General features: G+C 70.4%; 16 protein-coding genes. 10 read left to right on the top strand and 6 right to left on the bottom strand.

Translation table 11 applies throughout. The features are described 5' to 3' along the window. Positions 1 to 86: 86 nt before the first annotated feature. The gene (locus OH809_RS27125) at positions 87 to 740 is read left to right on the top strand and encodes a DUF1707 domain-containing protein (RefSeq protein WP_406419850.1); all 654 of its coding nucleotides are present in this window, start codon (positions 87 to 89) and stop codon (positions 738 to 740) included. A gap of 123 nt (positions 741 to 863) precedes the next feature. Here the strand turns inward: OH809_RS27125 and OH809_RS27130 are convergent, their stop codons facing one another. Further along, positions 864 to 2,123 (bottom strand): SGNH/GDSL hydrolase family protein, encoded by a 1,260-nt coding sequence (locus OH809_RS27130; protein ID WP_406515738.1) that lies wholly within the window; start codon positions 2,121 to 2,123, stop codon positions 864 to 866. Positions 2,124 to 2,275: 152 nt separating this feature from the next. On the opposite strand from OH809_RS27130, the gene OH809_RS27135 reads away from it, so the two are divergent. Further along, complete coding sequence (locus tag OH809_RS27135; RefSeq protein ID WP_406419846.1) at positions 2,276 to 3,670, top strand: DUF445 domain-containing protein; 1,395 nt, start codon at positions 2,276 to 2,278, stop codon at positions 3,668 to 3,670. A gap of 154 nt (positions 3,671 to 3,824) precedes the next feature. On the opposite strand, the gene OH809_RS27140 is transcribed toward OH809_RS27135, so the two are convergent. Next, the gene (locus OH809_RS27140; protein WP_366692168.1) at positions 3,825 to 4,127 is read right to left on the bottom strand and encodes a hypothetical protein; all 303 of its coding nucleotides are present in this window, start codon (positions 4,125 to 4,127) and stop codon (positions 3,825 to 3,827) included. A 176-nt stretch (positions 4,128 to 4,303) separates the two neighbouring features. Between OH809_RS27140 and OH809_RS27145 the strand changes: the two genes are divergently transcribed. Continuing rightward, entirely contained in the window at positions 4,304 to 5,806 is a 1,503-nt protein-coding gene (locus tag OH809_RS27145) for an MFS transporter (protein WP_406515739.1), read from the top strand. Beyond that, the gene (locus OH809_RS27150) at positions 5,803 to 6,378 is read left to right on the top strand and encodes a TetR family transcriptional regulator (protein WP_406419842.1); all 576 of its coding nucleotides are present in this window, start codon (positions 5,803 to 5,805) and stop codon (positions 6,376 to 6,378) included. Before OH809_RS27145 ends, OH809_RS27150 begins: the two co-directional genes overlap by 4 nt. 101 nt (positions 6,379 to 6,479) lie before the next feature. On the opposite strand, the gene OH809_RS27155 is transcribed toward OH809_RS27150, so the two are convergent. Beyond that, positions 6,480 to 6,827 carry a hypothetical protein gene (locus tag OH809_RS27155; RefSeq protein ID WP_406419840.1) on the bottom strand — a complete coding sequence of 116 codons (348 nt, stop codon included), beginning with the start codon at positions 6,825 to 6,827 and terminating at the stop codon, positions 6,480 to 6,482. 306 nt (positions 6,828 to 7,133) lie between these two features. Here OH809_RS27155 and OH809_RS27160 point away from each other — a divergent pair, with 306 nt between their 5' ends. Together OH809_RS27160 and OH809_RS27165 are read left to right on the top strand one after the other, a co-directional pair. Continuing rightward, positions 7,134 to 7,895: a GNAT family N-acetyltransferase gene (locus OH809_RS27160; RefSeq protein WP_406515740.1), complete on the top strand. Its 762-nt coding sequence runs from the start codon at positions 7,134 to 7,136 to the stop codon at positions 7,893 to 7,895. A 40-nt stretch (positions 7,896 to 7,935) separates the two neighbouring features. Next, positions 7,936 to 8,334 (top strand): DUF899 family protein, encoded by a 399-nt coding sequence (locus tag OH809_RS27165; RefSeq protein ID WP_406515741.1) that lies wholly within the window; start codon positions 7,936 to 7,938, stop codon positions 8,332 to 8,334. Between the two features lie 193 nt (positions 8,335 to 8,527). On the opposite strand, the gene OH809_RS27170 is transcribed toward OH809_RS27165, so the two are convergent. Beyond that, positions 8,528 to 9,643, bottom strand: a complete 1,116-nt coding sequence (locus OH809_RS27170; protein WP_406419836.1) for an ROK family protein — start codon at positions 9,641 to 9,643, stop codon at positions 8,528 to 8,530. Positions 9,644 to 10,201: 558 nt separating this feature from the next. Here OH809_RS27170 and OH809_RS27175 point away from each other — a divergent pair. The 3 genes from OH809_RS27175 (at position 10,202) to OH809_RS27185 (ending at position 16,169) form a co-directional block, all read left to right on the top strand. After that, positions 10,202 to 13,687 carry a discoidin domain-containing protein gene (locus tag OH809_RS27175; protein WP_406515742.1) on the top strand — a complete coding sequence of 1,162 codons (3,486 nt, stop codon included), beginning with the start codon at positions 10,202 to 10,204 and terminating at the stop codon, positions 13,685 to 13,687. A gap of 766 nt (positions 13,688 to 14,453) precedes the next feature. After that, positions 14,454 to 15,479, top strand: a complete 1,026-nt coding sequence (locus tag OH809_RS27180; protein WP_406515743.1) for an NlpC/P60 family protein — start codon at positions 14,454 to 14,456, stop codon at positions 15,477 to 15,479. Between the two features lie 213 nt (positions 15,480 to 15,692). Beyond that, a complete protein-coding gene (locus OH809_RS27185) occupies positions 15,693 to 16,169 on the top strand; it encodes a hypothetical protein (protein ID WP_406515744.1) in 477 nt (158 codons plus the stop codon). Between the two features lie 102 nt (positions 16,170 to 16,271). Here OH809_RS27185 and OH809_RS27190 read toward each other — a convergent pair whose 3' ends face one another. Then, on the bottom strand, positions 16,272 to 17,081 hold the full coding sequence (locus tag OH809_RS27190; protein ID WP_406515745.1) for a hypothetical protein: 810 nt from the start codon (positions 17,079 to 17,081) through the stop codon (positions 16,272 to 16,274). A gap of 752 nt (positions 17,082 to 17,833) precedes the next feature. Between OH809_RS27190 and OH809_RS27195 the strand changes: the two genes are divergently transcribed. After that, complete coding sequence (locus OH809_RS27195) at positions 17,834 to 18,307, top strand: hypothetical protein (RefSeq protein ID WP_406419828.1); 474 nt, start codon at positions 17,834 to 17,836, stop codon at positions 18,305 to 18,307. Between the two features lie 53 nt (positions 18,308 to 18,360). On the opposite strand, the gene OH809_RS27200 is transcribed toward OH809_RS27195, so the two are convergent. Continuing rightward, a complete protein-coding gene (locus OH809_RS27200; RefSeq protein ID WP_406515746.1) occupies positions 18,361 to 18,903 on the bottom strand; it encodes a hypothetical protein in 543 nt (180 codons plus the stop codon). Positions 18,904 to 18,917: the final 14 nt, after the last annotated feature.

Consider the following 18,917-nt stretch of genomic DNA (forward strand, 5'->3'; position numbering starts at 1 on the left):
GTGCGCTGGGTCCGAGGTGCGGTGGATCGGTGACGTGAGCGGGCGCGTTCAATAGGCTGCGCGGTATGACGAGCGAACTTCCTGACATGCGTGCTTCCGATGCCGAGCGTGAACGTGTTGCCGATGTCCTGCGCGACGCGGTGGCCGAGGGCCGCCTGCAGATGGAGGAGTTCGAGCAGCGGCTCGACGCGGCCTACAAGGCGCGTACGCATGGGGAGCTGGAGCCGCTCGTCCGCGATCTTCCGGCACCGGGCGGGGCGGTGGCACCGGTGGGTGCGGGCGCGGCGCCCGCACCCAAGGATTCGGCAGGCACCAACTGGGCGGAACGCATCGGCGGTCCTGCCACGTCGAAGGGCGCGTTCGCCGTCTGGGGCGGGTTCCGGCGCAAGGGCAGGTGGACGGTTGGCCGGACGTTCACCGCGTTCACGATGTGGGGCGGCGGTGAGATCGATCTTCGTGAGGCCCGTTTCGAGGACCGCGAGGTCGTCATCCGCTGCTTCACGATCATGGGTGGGATGCGGGTGACGGTCCCGCCGGAGCTGAATGTCAAGGTCAGCGGCATCGGCATCCTGGGCGGCTTTGGCGACCGGGCGACGGGCGAGGACATCCCCTCGCCGGGCTCGCCGCGGGTGCGGATCACCGGGTTCGCGTTGATGGGCGGGGTCGGTGTGGAGCGCAAGCGGAGGAAGGCGGACAGGGAGCAGGCCCGGCAGCTGAAGAAGGGGCCCGGAGGCGAATAAGACCGGCCGGCAATTGGGGGGTGCGTGCCCCAGCCCCGTGACGCCGCCCCCCAATTGCCGGCCGGTCCAAGTCCGTCCGGCGCGTGAGGTCGCGGCGGACGCGCCGCCCACCGCGTCCTTCTGTCAGAGCTGGTCGGACTGTTGGAGCTGGTCGGACGCCGGAGCCTCCTGGTGCAGGCTCCGCAGGTCCACCTGCTGGCCCAGCTGGAGATATCCGGCGTCGTTGAGATGGAGATGGTCGCCGCAGTCGTACGCCGGGCGGAGCCGGCCGGGGCGGTACGGGTCGCGTGCCGCCCGGTCGAAGTCGACGACCTCGTCGAAGACGCCGCCCGCCCGGATCAGCTCGTTGACCCGCATCCGTACGGCGTCCCGCGCGGGTGTCCAGCTGGGGTACCCCCCGTACGGCATCAGAGTCGCCCCGACGACCCGCAGCCCGCGCGCGTGGGCGCGTTCCGTCATGGACTTCAGTCCGTCCACGATCCGCTGCGGGTCCTGCTCCTGCGGGAACTGCTGCACGTCGTTGATGCCGAGGGCGATGATGGCGGTCTTCACGCCGGCGACGCCCAGTACATCGCGGTCGAAGCGGGCGAGCGCCCGCTGACCGCGGCCCTGGCCGTCGCGCAGGATGCGGTTGCCGGCGATGCCCTGGTTGACGACCGCGTAGCGCCCGCGCAGCCGGTCGGCGAGGACGTCGGTCCAGCGGCGGTTGGCGTCGAGGGCGGAGCCGGTGCCCGCGGTGAGCGAGTCGCCGATGGCGACGACTGCTCCGGCGGAGGAGGCGTTGCGGACGTCCACTGCGGTGAGGTAGCGCCACACGTTGGTCTGCCGGGTACCGCGCTCGTCCGCGAGGTACGAGGTCTGGTGGCTGTTCGGGTGGATGGTGACGGGTCCCTCGGCGGTGGGCGTGCGGAGGGTGACGACGAGATCGGAGTCGGCGTCGACGGGGACGACGACCGGGTCGCTGACGACCTGTCCGCCCGCGGCGACGGTGACGGAGGGGGCGCCGCGGAAGGAGACGGGGCGGGCGTTCAGCGCGGCCCGGTCGACGAGCAGGGGACGCGTACCGAAGAGGTTGGAGAGGGTGATGCGGGCCGCGTCGCCGCCGATGCTGGTGTGGACGACGTTACGGATGGTGCGCCGGGTGAGGTCGTGTCCGGGGTACGGGTCCGCCGCCCCGGCCACGGGGGCCCCGGCCCAGGTGGCGACCCAGACGCCGGTGGAATGGGCGGGCGCGGCGGGCGGACGGGCCGCCGGCTGCGCGCCGGCCTGTTGCGACCCGGCACCGGAGAACAGCGCGGACCCGGCGTACGCCATGAACGCGGCAAGCGCGGCGGTGCCCGCCACGAGGGCGACGAGCAGGGCGGTTCCCTGGCGCCTGGGCATCGGCGGGGTGTCTCCTCGTGGTGATGGGGGCTGGTCTCATGATGGGGCACAGTGCCGGGAACTCGACATGCGGCCCGGGAGTAGGTCAGGTAGGGACAATGCGTACGGGGCACCGGGGGCGATGCGTACGCGGACGCGGACGGGTGGAGCGGATGGAACGGATCGAACGGACCAGGTCGGGCGAGCCGGGCGGCGGACCGGCCGATCCCGCACAGGCACGTGGCGGCGCGGACGGGAGCTCCGGCACCGCAGCCTCCGCTCACGCGCGCCCCGCCCCCCTCGCCTCCTTCGCGTACACGGCCGCGGACGAGGAGAAGCGGCGTGGTGTGCGCCGTATGAAGACCACGGCCTCCGGCCTCCTCCTGCTCGTCGCGCTCGTGTACGTCCTCGCCACCTGGGCGAAGAACGCGGGTGTGGGCGGCTGGCCGGGCTTCGTCGCCGCGGCTGCCGAGGCGGGGATGGTGGGTGCGCTGGCCGACTGGTTCGCCGTCACGGCGCTGTTCAAGCGTCCGCTCGGCCTGCCGATCCCGCACACCGCCATCATCCCCAGCAAGAAGGACCAGCTCGGAGCCTCCTTGGGTGCCTTCGTCGGCGAGAATTTTCTCTCCGGGGATGTCGTGCGCGGTCGCATCCATGCCCTGGGCGTCGGCGGCCGGCTCGGTGCCTGGCTGGCCGAGCCGGACCACGCCGACCAGGTCACCGCCGAGCTGTCGACCGCGCTGCGCGGTGCGCTGACGGTCCTACGGGACTCGGATGTGCAGGCCGTGGTGGGTGAGGCGATCACCCGGCGGGCCAATGCGGCGGAGATCGCCCCCGGCCTCGGCAAGATGCTGGAGAAGATCGTCGCCGACGGCGGCCACCGCCGGGTCGTGGATCTGATCTGTCTGCGTGCGCACGACTGGCTGGTACTGCACGGCGACTCCGTGATGGACGCGGTGCAGGGCGGGGCGCCGGGGTGGACGCCGCGGTTCGTCGACAAGCGGGTGGGGGAGCGGGTCTACAAGGAGCTGCTGCGTTTCGTGACGGAGGTGCGGGACATGCCGGGGCATCCGGCGCGTGCCTCGATCGATACGTTCCTGACGGACTTCGCGGCCGACCTCCAGACCGACTCGGACACCCGGGCGCGGGTGGAGCGGCTGAAGACGGAGATCCTGGGGCGCGCTGAGGTCCAGGAGGTCATCGCGTCGGCCTGGGCGTCGGTACGCACGATGATCATCGCGGCGGCGGAGGACGAGCAGAGCGAGCTTCGGCTGCGGGCGCGCGCCTCACTGTTGACGTTCGGCGCGCGGCTGGCGACGGACGGGCGGATGCAGGCGAAGCTGGAGGGCTGGCTGGAGGACGCGGCGGCGCATGTCGTCACGAGGTACCGCACGGAGATCACCTCGCTGATCAGTGACACGGTCGCAAGCTGGGACGCGGACCAGACGTCGAAGAAGATCGAGGCGCACATCGGCCGTGACCTGCAGTTCATCCGCATCAACGGCACGGTGGTGGGTGCGCTGGCGGGCCTGCTGATCTACACGGTGTCGCAGGCGTTCGGCGCCTGAGCGCCGCCCCCCGGTGAGGGTCCGGGTGCGTACCCGTCCTGTCGTACGGGTACGTACCCGGCTCAAGAGGCCGCCTCTTACGCGGGGGAGTGCTCTTGAATACGGACGCCGGCGCGCCCGCGTTCAGTGTGCTGCGGGCCCGCGGGAAGGTTTCTCAGGCGGCGCGGCGGGTGACCGCCCACGACGCGGCGGCGACGGTGCCCGCCACGGTGAAGACGGCGGGCCAGGCGCCGACCTTTTTGGCCAGCGGGTGCGATCCGGCGAACGCGGCGACGTACGCCGTGGTCAGTGCGACGGCCGCACGCGGTCCGGCCTGCCGGTTCCACTCGTACGCGGCGACTGTGCCCGCTGCGGCGAGCGCGACCCCGCCGAGCGGCCGCTTCTTGGTCCACCGCGCGACCGCGTACCCGCCGACGAGTCCGCTCGCCGCCACTGCCGCCGTAGGAACCTTTGCCATCGCCGCCACCTTCGCCTTCTCGTGTCGTGGCTCTTGCCTGTGGCTTCCGAGGCTAACGCGGCTGGCGGACACCGGGCTCCCCAGGGGGTGCACAAGCGTTTACCCTAAGAGGTGAACGTCTGTGCACCCCCTGGCGCCACCGCCACCGCCACCGCCGAGCACCCCACGGAGATCGCATGCCCGCGGACACATCTGCCCCCGACGGGGCAGCCGCCCGGACCCCGACCCCGCACCACCCCCGTTTCGCCGTAGGCGTCCTGGCCTTCTGCGGGGTCGTGGTCGCGGTCATGCAGACGATCGTCGTCCCGCTTCTCCCGCACATTCCGGCCCTCACCGGCGCGACCCCCGCCGCTGCGAGCTGGCTGGTCACCGTCACCCTTCTCACCGGCGCCGTCTTCACGCCCGTCCTGGGCCGGGTCGGCGACATGTACGGCAAGCGGCGGGTGCTCGTCGCCTCGCTCGCGGTGCTGGTCATCGGTTCCGTGCTGTGCGCGGTCAGCTCCCACATCGGCGTACTGATCACCGGCCGCGCCCTCCAGGGTGCCGCGCTCGCCGTCGTACCGCTGGGCATCAGCATCCTGCGCGACGAACTCCCGCCCGAGCGTGTCCTCTCCGCGGTCGCCCTGATGAGTTCGACGCTCGGCATCGGTGCGGCCGTCGGGCTGCCGGTCGCCGCGCTCGTCGTCGAGCACTTCGACTGGCACACCATGTTCTGGGTGTCGGGAGTGATCGGCCTCATCGACATCGTGCTGGTGCTCTGCTGTGTACCCGAGTCCCCGCTGCGCTCGCGCGGCCGTTTCGACGCCGTCGGCGCGCTCGGGCTGTCCGCCGCCCTGGTCTGTCTGCTGCTCGCGGTGACGCAGGGCGCCGACTGGGGCTGGACGTCGGTCCGCACGGTCGGACTGCTCGTCGGCGCCGTCGTGGTGGCGCTGCTCTGGGGCGCGTACGAGCTCCGCGTGACGACGCCCATGGTCGACCTGCGGGTCTCGGCCCGCCCGGCCGTCCTGCTGACCAACATCGCAGCCTTGCTGATCGGCTTCGCCTTCTACGCGAACTCCCTGGTCACCGCGCAGATGGTGCAGGAGCCGAAGGCGACCGGTTACGGGCTCGGCGCCTCGCTCGTCGTCAGCGGACTGTGCCTGCTGCCGGGCGGCGTGATGATGGTGGCGCTCTCGCCGGTCTCGGCCCGGATCTCCGCGACGTACGGACCGAAGGTCAGCCTGGCGCTGGCGGCCGGGATCATCGCCGTCGGCTATGGGGTGCGGTACTTCACCAGCCACAGCCTGTGGCTGATCATCGCCGGTGCGACGGTCGTCGCGTCGGGCACGGCCATCGCGTACTCGGCGCTGCCCGCGCTGGTGATGCGCGGGGTCCCGGTCAGCGAGACGGGCGCGGCCAACGGTCTCAACACCCTGATGAGATCGATCGGGCAGGCGTTCTGCAGCGCGACGGTGGCCGCCGTCCTGGCCAACCTCACGTTCCGGGCGGGCGGCCGGACGGCTCCGACGCTCCACGCGTACCAGTTGGTCTTCCTGATCGCGGCGGGCGCGGCGCTGCTGGCACTGACGGTCACGCTGTTCCTGCCCGGCAGGCGCAAGGCCGGGGCGGGTACGGTCAAAGAGAGCCGCGACGACCGCAAGGGCGGTGCGCGGACGATCACGATCCAGGAGGGCGCATGACCGGCAGCCAGACCACCGCTCCGGCTCCGGCCCCCACCGACGGCACGGGCCGGGACGCGATTCTGCGGTCGGCCCGGCGGGCGTTCACCCAGCGTCCGTACGCGGATGTGACCATCCGGGGGATCGCCGCCGACGCGGGAGTCAGCCCCTCCCTGGTGGTCAAGCACTTCGGCCGCAAGGAGGAACTCTTCAACACGGTCGCCGACTTCGGCCCGGCCGCCGAGGAGCTTTTCGACGCCCCGCTGAACGAGCTCGGCCGCCACATGGTGATCACCCTCGTGCGCCGCCGCCGCGAACAGCAGATGGACCCGCTCCTGCGCGTCGTGTTCTCCCTCGGCAACCAGGACGAACGGTCGCTGCTGCGCGACCGCTTCCACGAACAGGTCACCGAGGCACTGACCGCCCGCCTCCCCGGCCACGAACGCGCCCTGCGCGCCGAACTGATCGCCGGCCACCTCCTCGGCCTCGGCGCCACCCTGAGCCTGCACCGCGAGGGCGCGGGTGCACGGGCCACCCCCGAACACCTCGCGGACCTGTACGCGCCCGCGCTCCAGACCTTGATCACGGGCTGAGGGCGGCACGATCCGCCGGTGCGGCGTGCGTGGTTCCCGGCGTGCGGGACACGACGTGCATCCGGACCGGCCGGGCGAACTGTGCGCGCGGATCGAGGAGTTCAGCTGAACAGGACAGAGCGGAGCTTCAGCTGCTCGGAGGCGTGACCGCCGGAGGGCCGAAGGGTGAGGAAGGCGCCCTCGCAGTCGGGGCCGGTGAAGACGGTGGCGGTGGAGTCGGTGTAGTTCCAGGGAGAGTCGGCGGGGTTCGACGAGCCCGGGTCGGCCACCTCGGGCAGCGCGATGCACTCCCGGCTCGCCGGGTCGATCAGGTTGGCGTACTGCGGGGTGCCGTCGAGCCCGGTGAACCGGTAGAGGAAGTCTCCCGAGGCCGCGTCGGCCGAGGCCGGCAGAGTCACGACGAGCGCGAGAGCGCCGAGGGCGGCAGCCACGGTGGTACGAAGACGCATGAAGGGCACTCCTTGTGCGGTGCGGGAGAACGCGTACCGCACCAGCGTGCTCTGCTGACCCGCGCCTATGACTGAAAGAACGGGTTCAGTCACTCAGAAGTGGGCAGCTGAATCGGTTTGCCGACGCCCATGTGAATCACTTCGTCGAACTCCCCACCTGATGAGCCCACACGAAGTCCTGGATTCCCCGAGAGGCGTTGGTCCTTCGGAACGGCGGAGGCAGTGCGGCGCGACGCGCGACGTCGTCGACGGTGAGGTCGGGAAATCCGGAGGCGCCCACGGTCCGCGGCTCCCTAGGCTCACCTCATGCCACGCCCAGAACTGCCACGAATCAACGCCTTCCTCTCGGCCTTCGCCCGCCGCCAGGCCGCGCGGACCATCGACCTCCCGGGCGGATTCGCCGTCCTCGACGACGCCTTCGCGCACTCGCACGCGAACAACCAGGTCGTCATCGACGGGCCTGTCACCCCCGAGGCGCTGCCCGGCATCGCGGACGAGGCGCTGGGGCATCTGCCGTTCCGACTGGTCTTCGTCCTCGACGACGAGAGGGGGAGGGCGTGTGCGGAGCCGCTGATCCGCGCCGGATACACCCACTCCGTCGAGTTGGTCATGGCACACGCGGGCCCGGTGCCCGCCGGCGGCCGCGCCGAGGAGGTGGACCTCGACGCGATCCGTGTGCCGCTCACCCGGCGCTGGCGCGGCTTCCTCCCGGTCGCCGACGACGCGGTCGTACGCCACCTCGTCGACCGCCGCGAGACCCGCCGCCGCGGCGCCGACGCCGTGCACTTCATAGCGGCTCGCACGGAGGAGGGCGAGGTCGCCTCGTGGGCGGATCTCTATCTGGACCCGGCAACCGGCATCGCCCAGATCGAGGACCTGATGACCTCCGAGACCCACCTCGGCCGCGGCCACGCCGACGCGGTCCTGGCCACGGCCCTGCGCATGGCCACCGACGCGGGCTGCGGTACGCGGTTCCTGATCGCCGACGCGGACGACTGGCCACGCCATTGGTACGAGCGCCGCGGCTTCTCGGTCATCGGGCAGTCGCACTGCTTCGAACGCGTCTGAGGGCGGCTTCGGACGGCGTCCGCTGTCGAATTGATCCACGGTGTCGGTGTTCACCCGCGACAGCAACGGGTCGGTGCACCACTTCTACTCGGTGCACCCCCGCATGTCCGACGACATCGACCAGCGCGGCATCGACCTGCTCAGCCCGGTGTGGCACGTCCTCGACCTCACCCCTCAAGGCGAGACGACTGGTTCCCGGCACTCAGCTATTAGCGGCACAGCTCTTGGCCAGGGCACGTCCGGCGGATCACGTCCCGTGGGTCGGTTGTGGTCCGCCGGAGCCGAGCGGAAAAGGCGCGTCGGACCGATGCCGTGGCAGGTGCGTTCCTATCCGCACATGCAGCCGGTCGGCTTCGCATGCGTCAGCTCCACCCAGCGCGCCAGCTCCGCATCGTGGGACCCGGCACTCGTCGCCCGAAGCTGTGCGGAATGCCGCTGAACGACGAGAGCCCGCGCGGGCAGGCCTCGCGTGTCAGCCTCACCATCCTCGACTGGGAGACGATCTCCGGGCCTGAAACTCAGCGACCGAAGAGCTTGGGAGGAGTCCGGCGCCGGAGGGCGGCCCGGATAGGTGTTCCGGTTTGTCGGCGCGGCGGTTGCCCATTTCCCGGGGCCGAGGCGTGGCGGTGCCGTCAGTCCGCCACGCCGAACAACTCCTTCTCCACCTGGTCGAGTGCGAGCCGTGCGCCGCCGAGCGCGACCGCCTCGTCGCCCAGGGTGGACGCGGCCACCTCCACGGGGTACAGGCACAGTTCGGCGAGGCGGGCACGCAGCGGGGTCAGCAGCAGGTCCCCGAAGCGGGACAGGCCGCCGCCGATGACGACGAGCTCCGGGTCGACGGTCAGGACCATCGCCGCGACACCCTGCACCAGGTCCGCCGCGAAGTCGTCGAGGACCCGCAGCGCGTGCGCGTCCCCTTCGCGGGCGGCGGCGAACAGGGCCTCGGGATCGGCCCAGCGGTCGGGCAGCCGGCCCGGGGCGGTGTGCCAGCCGGAGCCGGGCAGGACGCCGATCTCGCCCGCCGCGCCGTTGCGTCCGCCGTGCAGCCTGCCGCCCAGCAGCACGCCGGCGCTGACGCGATGCCCGACGTGCACGCAGAGCACGTCCTGGTGGCCGGCGGCCACGCCGCGCCAGTGTTCGCCGAGCGTCGCGTAGGAGGCGTCGTTCCCGGCGACGGCCGGCGCGTCGAACGCCTCGGTGAGCGCGGTGGTCAGATCCGTACCGGCCCAGTCCGCGAGGCGCGAGCTGAGCGTGACGGCGCCGTCCGCGGAGACGATGCCCGTCGTGCCCGCGCCGACCGCGCGCACATCGGCGGCGCGCATCCCGGCGCCGCGCAGCGTTCGGTGGCCGAGCGCGCGGGCGGCCGCGAGCCGTTCCTGCGCGGGCAGCGAGGGCTGGACCGAGGCGCGCCGCACCCCGAGCACCCCGCCGCGCAGGTCGGCGACGACGGCGAGGACCTTGTGCACGCCGATGTCGAGGCCGAGCACGCAGCCGGACTCGGCGCGGAAGCGGTAGCGCTTGGCGGGGCGGCCGATCTGGCGCCGCCCGCCGACGGCTTCGGGAGTCACCACCTCGACGAGCCGCTGCTCAGCCAACCCGGTCAGCGCGTTCTCCACGGTCGCCCGGGTGACAGCGGTGGCCTTGACGAGTTCGGTCAGTGTGAGTTCCTCCGCCGCGTGCAGAGCGCGCATCACAGCGGCCTGGTTGAGGCGCCGGAGCAGTGATGAGTCGCCTCCGGTGATGGACATGTTTTCCCTCGACCCTCTTGACGCGGTAGCGGACCCGATGCACTATCGAGCCACCTTATTTCAGAAGGTAGCAAAAATAAGCGGGCTTGATGCCGAAGTCCGGATCGAGGACGACCGTGGATCACATCGCCAAAGCAGCCGTACCGCTCCTTGCTCTCGGCCTGGCTGCGGGCGCCTGCTCACCCGCCGGGTCCGACAGCGCGTCCGGCTCTGCTCGTCGCGGTGGGCCGAACGGGGGTGTGCTGCACGGTACTTGCCGCGTCAGCGGCGGCACGTGCACCGCCTGATCCTGCTGCGCGGCCCGGTGTTCACGGCCGCCGTCCGGCCGGCGGTGCCGTTCACCGTACGGCTCGGGGAGTGGGCGACCAGTGGGGGGCCGGCCGCGCGGGCCGCCCTCCGGTGTCGAAGTCGCCCTGCTGTCTGCCCTGGCGGGCATCGGCCTGGTGCCCCTGCCGCGCCTGAAGCGTTCGACGTCCTACCGCACCACCCCCATCCCACCCGGCAGGGACCCGCCCCGCCGGACCGTGTGCCGTGCACAGCGGCAGGAGAGGACCGACCATGAGACACCCGAGACACCCGAGACGCCCGCAGGCGTGGCGCGCCACCGTCCTGACGGGCGCGCTCGCCCTGAGCCTTGGCATCCCGATGACCACCCCGGCAACCGGCGCGACCCCCGCCTCCCAGCTCGCCGTGGACAACGGCGTCAGCGGCGCCCTCTCGCTCTCCGCCGGCTACCTGTCCATCGGCCTGGACGGGACAGGGACCGTGACCGGCCTCCTGGACTCACGCACCGGCCTGGACTATCTGGCCCCCGGCAAGGCCGCGTCCCTCGTCAGCCTCGTCATCGACGGAAGGCAGATACGGCCCACGCGTGTGGTCCGCGACGGCGACGGCGGCGTGCTCACCTTCAGCAACAGCGAGGCCGGTTACGAGGTAGACGTACGGGCCGTCGACAAGGGCACGTACACGACGCTCGAAGCCGTACGTGTCCATGCCCCGGACGGCGCCGACGTACAGACCCTGCTGTGGGGACCGCTCGCCACGGACATCACCCGGACCGTCGGCGAGACGGTCGGCATCGTGCGCGACGACTCCTTCGCCATCGGCCTGCGCCCCCTGACCGACCGCACGGAAGGCGCGTGGCCGCAGGAGTACCAGGACTACGGCTGGGAGAGCGAGGTCGCCGACAACCCGTCGAGGCTCGAGGTCGCCCCTCACGAGGAGTGGAGCGCGGCCGGGAGGACGCCGTGGGGATCGGTGCTGCGCGCCTTCACGTACGACTACACCAAGGAGCGCGAGCGGCAGAACCTCAACGGCTACCGCATTCCTGTCGGGCCGCTGCCCGACCACAGCGCGCGCGTCACCGGCTCCAAGGTGGCTCTGTTCGGCACCACGCCTGGCATGGCCCCGACCGTCCTGTCCGCCGTCGCCTCCGGCGAGGGTCTGCCGTATCCGACGCAGAACGGCCAGTGGCAGAAGGCCGCGCAGGCCAGTAGCCAGTCGTTCCTCGTGCTCGGCGACCTGAGGACGGACAGGATCCCGGCCGCCGCCCGCTTCGCGAAGGCCGCGGGGATCGGCTACATCTACTCGCTGCCCAATGCCGTGGGGCCCTGGCAGAGCACCGGGCACTACCAGTTCGACTCCAGCCTCGGCGGCAGCGACGCGGGCGCCAAGGCGGCGGTGGACCTGGCTGCATCCAACGGCGTACGCCTCGGCGTGCACACCATCTCCGACTTCATCAGCACCAACGACCCGTACGTCAGCCCCGCTCCGGCCGACTCCCGCCTCGCCCTCGGCGGCCGGGCCAAGCTCACCCGCCCCCTCGGCGCAGGCGACACCACGCTCTTCCTCGACTCGGGCACCCTCTTCGCGGGTGGCCTGGGGTACGGCAAGATCCTGCGCATCGGCGACGAGTTCGTCTCGTACGACACCGCGCAGAAGACCGGCGACGAGTGGCAGGTCACCGGCGTCAAGCGCGCCCAGTGGCGTTCGGTCGCCGCGGCCCAGGCCACGGGGAAGACGGCCGCCCGCGTCTTCGTCAACCAGTACGGCGGACCCGTCGGCGGACCCGGCATCATCAAGGAGATCTCCACCCGCCTGGCCACCGCCTGGAACGACACCGGTATCCGTTCCAACTCCTACGACGGCGTGGAGTCGGCGTCGGAGTCCGGCTGGGGCTCGTACGGGCAGGCCCTGCTCATCAACGGCGCGTACGAGCAGAACAAGGCCAAGGACGGCTTCATCACCGAGACGAGCCGCATGACCTCCAACACCTGGGACGCGCTCACCCGCGCGAGCTGGGGCGAGATCGCCTCCACCTCGATGAATCAGGTCTTCATCAACAACGAGTTCTACAAGAACAACTACCTTCCCGGGATGCTGGGTTGGATCAGCCTCAGCGGCCAGGAGGGCCTGCTGAGCATCGAGAGCAAGCTGGCGCGCGGCGCGGGACTCAACGCCGGTGTCGGATTCCAGGGGTCCGTCGCCAACCTCACCGCCGGCGGCGACAACGGCCTGAAGGTCCTCGACGCCATCAAGCAGTGGGAGACGGCCCGCAACCTGGGAGCCTTCACGGAGGCGCAGAAGGCACGGCTGCGTGACCAGTCGACCAACTGGCACCTGAGTGTCGTCACCCCCGGGCAAGCCTGGTCACTGCAGCAGCTGGACTCGGCCGGCAAGCCGATCGGCGAGCCGCAGGTTGTGAAGACTCCGACGCCGGGGTTCACCACGCCCGAGCCGCCGGACGCCCACGTCGGCAAGCTGTACGAGTTCAAGGTCGCCTCGAGCACTCCGCAGACCATCCGCTACGAGGTCACCTCGGGAGCGCTGCCGGCCGGGTTGACGTTGAACAAGGACACCGGGGGGATCACCGGTATCCCCACCGCGAAGGGTGCCGGCAAGTTCACGATCACCGCCCGCAACGGTGGGGGGGTTGCGGACGCGTCGATCAGTTACGACATGAAGGTGACTCCGCCCCTGGCGCCGCCTCAGATCACCCTCACCACTGGTGTCGAGAGCAGCACGCTGTCCCGGGGTGGATCCGTCGACGTTTCGGTCACCGTGCGCAATGACAGTCCTCAGTCGGCGTCGGGTGTGGTGTCGCTGGCTGGGCCTGAGTCGGTGAGCGTCGAGCCTGGCTCGGCGGAGTTCTCCGGGCTTGCGTCCGGTGAGACGGTGACCCGCTCGTTCCGGATCAGCGCCAAACCTGATTCCCCGCTCGGCGAGGCCGTGCTCACCGCCTCGGCTCGGGTGACCGGCGTCCCGGTGGCGCCGGTCCAGGTTCCGCTGAAGATCGTCAACCCGGTGGACATCACTGTCGCCCCGGCGAGCCTGGACGCGGGGCGGCCCAACCTGGTCCCGGTCAAGGTCGACAGCAACATGACCGGCACCGCGACGGTGCAGGCGGACGTCCCGTCGGGGTGGACGGCGGACAAGCAGTCGGTCACGCTGGTTGAGGGCGAGTCCAAGATCGTCAAGCTGCCGGTCACCCCGGCGGCGAATGCGCTCGGCAAGGCCACGGTCACGGTATCGGCGACGGCTCAGTCCGTCACCACCCGGGCCACGCAGACGTTCGAGGTCCTGCTGCCCAACGTTGCTGTAGGCAAGCCGGCGACACAGCAGAGCGTGGCCTGGGACGGCGTCCCGAGCCGGGCGGTCGACGGCAACACCGACGGCGCGTACGGGGCCGGGTCGGTCACCCACACCGCCGAGCCGTCGAACCAGGCATGGTGGCAGGTGGATCTCGAGGCCAACTACGCCATCGACCAGATCGAGATCTGGAACCGGACCGACTGCTGTGCCGGCCGCCTGTCGAACTACTGGGTCCTGGTGTCCGAGTCCCCGATCACCGGCGACTCGCTGGAAGCCGCACGCACCGCGCCCGGCGTCACCGCCCTGCACCAGCCGGACCAGGCCGGGCTGCCGACCCGGATCGACCTGGCCGGCCTGCGTGGCCGCTACGTACGGGTCCAGCTCGAATCGGGCAGCAACCCGTTGTCGCTGGCCGAGGTGCAGGTGCGGGCCAAACCGGATGGAGGCGCCTGATGACGACGGAGGTACCCGGGTGATCGAGCGGTGAGTGTGCGAGCCCGCTACCTCGCCGAGCGCTGATCCGACGTTCACCGCCTGGCTGTACGACACCCATGATGCCGTTCCACCCGCGCTTCGGCTCGGCCGCAGCCGGCGGTGGCCGTGGCGACCGCGGGGCCGACGGCATCAAACCGTCCACGCTGAACGTGACACTGCCTGTCGCCAACCTGAAGGCAGGCGACAACACAGTCACCATCACCACAACCAGCGGGTCGTGGATGGTCTGCGACGCGTTCGGCGTACGGCAACTGCCGTGGCCTGAACCAAGAACGTCCAGGCGCTCGAGAGAGACATCCGCGACTGGATCGCCCACTGGAACGAAGACCCCAGACCGTTCACCTGGACCAGTTCCGCCGACGAGATCTTCGAACGCCTCGCCGGCTACCTGAACCGCCTGCCGAACCCCAAGCCCTGGTTATGCAGCCTTTCCGAGACTCAGGACACTAGTGAGATGTGTTGCGACTCGCCGGAAATTATGGAACGGACCGTCAAGTCGCCGCTACACACCGTGTGATGTGAGTAAAGAAGTACCTCGTGTGTCGAGATTGGATTGAACTGATTACAAGATGGTCACTAAGGTCGGGCTTCGAACCTTCGCACGGTTGATCACCCATCCGGGGTGGCAGCGAAGGAACCGCCGAGTCCGTGACGTGCACGGAGCCGGGGATTCAGTTCCCCCCACAGCCCGGTAGGCGGCTCGAGGAAGAAGGAGCTCGCCTTCGTGGCGTCCCACCGTCGTCCCAAGCAGCCGAGCCGCGCCCGTGTGACCGTGCTCACCGCGACCGCCGCCGCGGCCGTGGCCCTGACCTCCCAGGCCGCCCACGCCGACCCCAAGCCGACCAGGAGTGAGGTCAAGGCGAAGGTCGACAACCTCTACCACGAGGCGGAGAAGGCCACCGAGAAGTACAACGGGGCCAAGGAGCAGCAGCAGAAGCTCGAAAAGCAGGTCGGAGCGCTGCAGGACAAGGTGGCCCGCGGCCAGGAGGAGCTCAACACGCTCCGCAGCGGCCTCGGTTCGCTCGCCGCCGCGCAGTACCGCTCCGGCGGCATCGACCCGTCCGTACAGCTCTTCCTCGCCTCGGACCCGGACACCTTCCTCGACGAGGCCTCGGCCCTCGACCAGTTGACGGCCAAGCAGACCGAGTCGCTGGAGAAGATCCAGGAGAAGCAGCGGGCCCTCGCGCAGCAGCGCAAGGAGGCCCAGGACAAGCTGGGCGACCTCGCGGACGTCCGCAAGACGCTCGGCGAGAACAAGAAGAAGTTCCAGGGCAAGCTCACCGAGGCGCAGCGCCTGCTCAACACCCTGACCGCCGCCGAGCGCGCCAAGATGGCCCAGGACGACCAGCGTGCCAGCCGCGCCGCAGGCGACCGGGTCGAACTCGGCAACGAGGCCCCCGCCTCCGCCCTCGGCGCCGCCGCCCTCCAGGCCGGCGCCACCCGGGTGGGCAAGCCGTATGTCCGCACCGCCACCGGCCCCAACGCCTTCGACTGCTCGGGCCTGACCCAGTGGGCCTACGCCCAGGCCGGTGCCCAGATCACCCGCACCACGTACACCCAGATCAACCAGGGCACCCACATCGCGCGCAGCCAGCTGAAGCCGGGCGACCTGGTCTTCTTCAGCAACACCTCGCACGTGGGCCTCTACGCGGGCAACAACACCGTGCTGCACGCCCCGTACCCGGGCGCCTACGTCCGCTACGAATCGATGAACACCATCGGCAGCTACCAGGCCGCGGTGCGCATCTGATCACGCCCGAACAGGCGAATTTCCGCGCCCCGTACCGACTGTCCGCCCCGCCGGAGACCACAGGTCACCGGCGGGGCGGACCTCCGTCGAGCGCCTCAGCGGTCTGCCACCCACCGGCGAAAACACCCACCACGGCCGCCGACCGCCTTCTCCGCTACAGCGCCCGGTGCTTCGCCGAGGCGGTGTACGACTCCCACCGGCCCAGGCCGCGCCGTGTCCGGCGTCCAACTGGCACGCGCGGAACGGGTCCTGCTCTCGCTGCGCCACACCCGCCGCGAACTGCACCTGGGAATGCGTGAGGCCCGCGCACTGGCTGTGGAGGCGGTCAAGTGGCTGGAGCGCGGCCTGAGCGAGTCCGACCTGCGACAGGCACTGCTGGCCGAACGCCCGGAAGGCGGCGTGCGATCGGCGGTCGGCTTCCTCCGCTACCGCCTCGTCCAGAAGCTCCCCGCTGACCCGTCCCCGCTGCCCCAGCTCCCGTCGGCCGCTGCCCTGGTCGCCTGCTCCTCGCCAGGTGAGGAACACGTCTTCCGCCCCCTGGGAGACGAGACGGAATGCGCCCCGTGCCGCCAGTCCACCGCGTACGCGACCTTCTACGGCACCCCCGCACGGGAGCCTGAGCACATCCCGTGGCGCGAACGGATCGCGAAGATCAACGGGGCGCCGCCCTGCGCGCTCGATGGTGGCTGACGACAGCCTCAGCGAGCTCAGCGACTGAGAAACGCCCCTCGCCCCCGTTACGGCTTCCTGGCCGTGACGAGGGCGTGCGGGCGGCTCCTCCCGGGGGAGGCGTCAGTTGGCGGGGGCCTGGTAGAGGCCGCGGCCGGCGCGGTGGGCGCGGGAAGTGCCGACAAGCCGGTCGAGTGTGCTGCGTACGGTGTTGATGCTGCCGGGGGTGAGCTCGCGTCCCAGGGCCTCCGTCACGTCACGCGCACGGACGGGGGTGTCGCCGAAGGCGGCCAGGACCTTCATGGCCATCTCGGTGAGGCTGCCGCTGTCGTCGGCTGCCGGTTCGGCGGGCGCAGCCTTCTTCGGCGCCCTGGCCTTCGCGGGCTTGACGGCCTTCGCGGGCTCGGCGGCCTTGACGACCTTCGCGGGCTCGGCGGCCTTGACGACCTTCGCGGGCTTGGCGGCCTTGGCAGCGACGGCCTTCTTGGCAGGCTCGCTCTTCTGCTTGGCGGGCGCCTGCTTGCGGCCCTTGGCCACGGGCGCCTTCCGGGCCGTACGGCGAGCAGGGGTGGCTGCTGCCTTCTCCTGCGGGGCTTCCGCCTCGACGGCAGAGTCGGTGCGCCCCTGCGCCTGCCGCGGAATCTTAGGAGCGGCGACGTTCTCCGTCTCCGTCTCCGTCTCCGTCTCAGCGTTCGCCGACGGAGCGGGGACAGCGCTGGGCTCGCTGCCGACCAGCGCAGTAGCCGGTGCCAGGGGAGTGGTGGACAGCGCCTGCAGAGCGGTCAGAGCGGTGCGCACCGACTCCAGGCGCTCGGTGACCGTCGCGAGTTCCTTCTCAAGAGCCTGCTGGTGCTCTTCCAGGCGAGGAAGTTCCGCCTGCAGCAAGGCGGTTGTGGCATCGACGGTGCCCTGTGTGTTGGCTTCTGAGGTCATGGTGTCGCCCTTCGTTTCCGGCCGACCGTTGCTGACCGACATGTTGCAGCGTAAGGGGCATTGTGTTGTGGCCTGAAATCGCCCCTTCGGCGCGCACTGGCAACAGGCGCCGTCAGCACTGGCCACCAGTCTTCGGAAACCTCGGGCGTGGTAGCCCGGAGACCGGCCGGCCAAACAGAATGCGCACCGCGCCATCGGACCGCAGCGCACGCAACCTCCCATGGAGCCCCCTCGTCGGATCCCGGGCGCATACCGTGGCGGGAACGGTTCGCGAAGATCATCGGGTCGGCAGCGGCTCCGCCGGGTGAGGGCTGACCTCGCCCGCTGCGGGGACTGCGACCAGCAGGGCTCACCGAACAATCACGGCAAACGATGTGCGGACGCGCCGGAAGCTCTTGTGTCCACTGCGCCCGGTGTGGCTCATGCACTCCACGTCGACACTCGCGGAGTCTGTCGAGGGTTCCGCGGCCCAGTCGCACCAGAGGCATGCGGCCTCGAACGTGATGTCCGTGACGGGGTGTTCGGTGATGCGGTGGAGCACGTAGCGGTACGCAGCTCGCGCACGGGCGGCCGTCACGTGTGTTCCCCGTGGTGTCGTCGCAGCTCAACATTGCAGTCGGCGACCGTCGACCAGTTGCCCACACCGGCAGCTTCCTCGCGTTTCCTTGCGAGTGCACCGCTGTGCGCCGTGGTCGACGAGGCCCAGGAGCTTTGGGCTGGCGTGTCGGAAGCGGCCAGTAGCCTCAGGCACCATGGGCATTCAGATCGATGTAGTGGCGGGTTACCCGATCAACGATGAGGTGGAGAGGGTGCTCGGGTTGGCCGAGGCGGTCGGCGAGCCCGTCACTGTCACGTTCATGTGGGAGGGGCGTGAAGAGGCGGAACGCGCGGTGCTGGTGCCCGCAGCAACGCTGGCGCTCTGGGAGCATTGGGCCCCCACCGCCTACCCGACGAGTGGCGCTGGGGGCGAGAACCAGGCTGTGGCGGAGGAGCCGGAACTGGCCCACCCAGCGGAATTCGGCGCGTTTACGCTCTTTCGTCGTCGCGTAGGAGGGCGCACGGCGGTTGCTCGCAAAGGCGTGGTGGTCGCCGAGCTACTGGACCCCGACGAGGCGCACTGGCTCCAGGAGAAGGCCCGCAATGTCCGCCAAGGCTTCATGGATCCGAAGCAGAAGGCGGCGTTCGAGGAGTTCCTTGCCCGGCAGGCATCCCTCGATGAGCAGTGACGCGCCTCGACGTTCGCTGACGGCGGCCGCCACGTAGTCCCATGCCATCGGTTTTACTTCCACCGAACCATTCCTTGGGCGGGGACTGCGGACGATGACGGCCCGGAACTTTCCGCAGTCGACCGCTCCTTCTCCAGGTAATAAGTGTTGCGGTTGTCGGGATCGCTGAAGAAGAAATACAGGGCCAGCCCCTTGTCACCGCGCTCCAGCTCCAGGGTCCAGGTGTACGCGTCCGGGGTGGGCTCCCTGAGGTCGGTGGAGCCCACTGCCCCCTCCTCTGCACCCTTGACTTCACGCCACGCCGACGAGGTGCGCCGAGTGACGCTGAGGGACACGTGTTGGCCATCACCCCAACCGATGTCCCGGTCGGTCAGTTCCCATGTTCCGGTGCCGGACATCCGCCACTGATCGTCGAAGTCGAATTCCTGCCCGTCGAGAAGCTTCACGACAGCGGTTCCGTCTTTCCGCATGGTGACCGCGGTGCCATCGATACACCGCCAGGTCCCGACGATCTCCGCCGACGAGACCCCGGTAACAGCCGGCACCTCCGCGTACTGCCCCGGCACACACCCGGACACCGAGAGGGCGAACACCACCGAGGCCATCCCTG

The organism is Streptomyces sp. NBC_00873 (genome assembly GCF_045207415.1).
GTDB lineage: Bacteria > Actinomycetota > Actinomycetes > Streptomycetales > Streptomycetaceae > Streptomyces.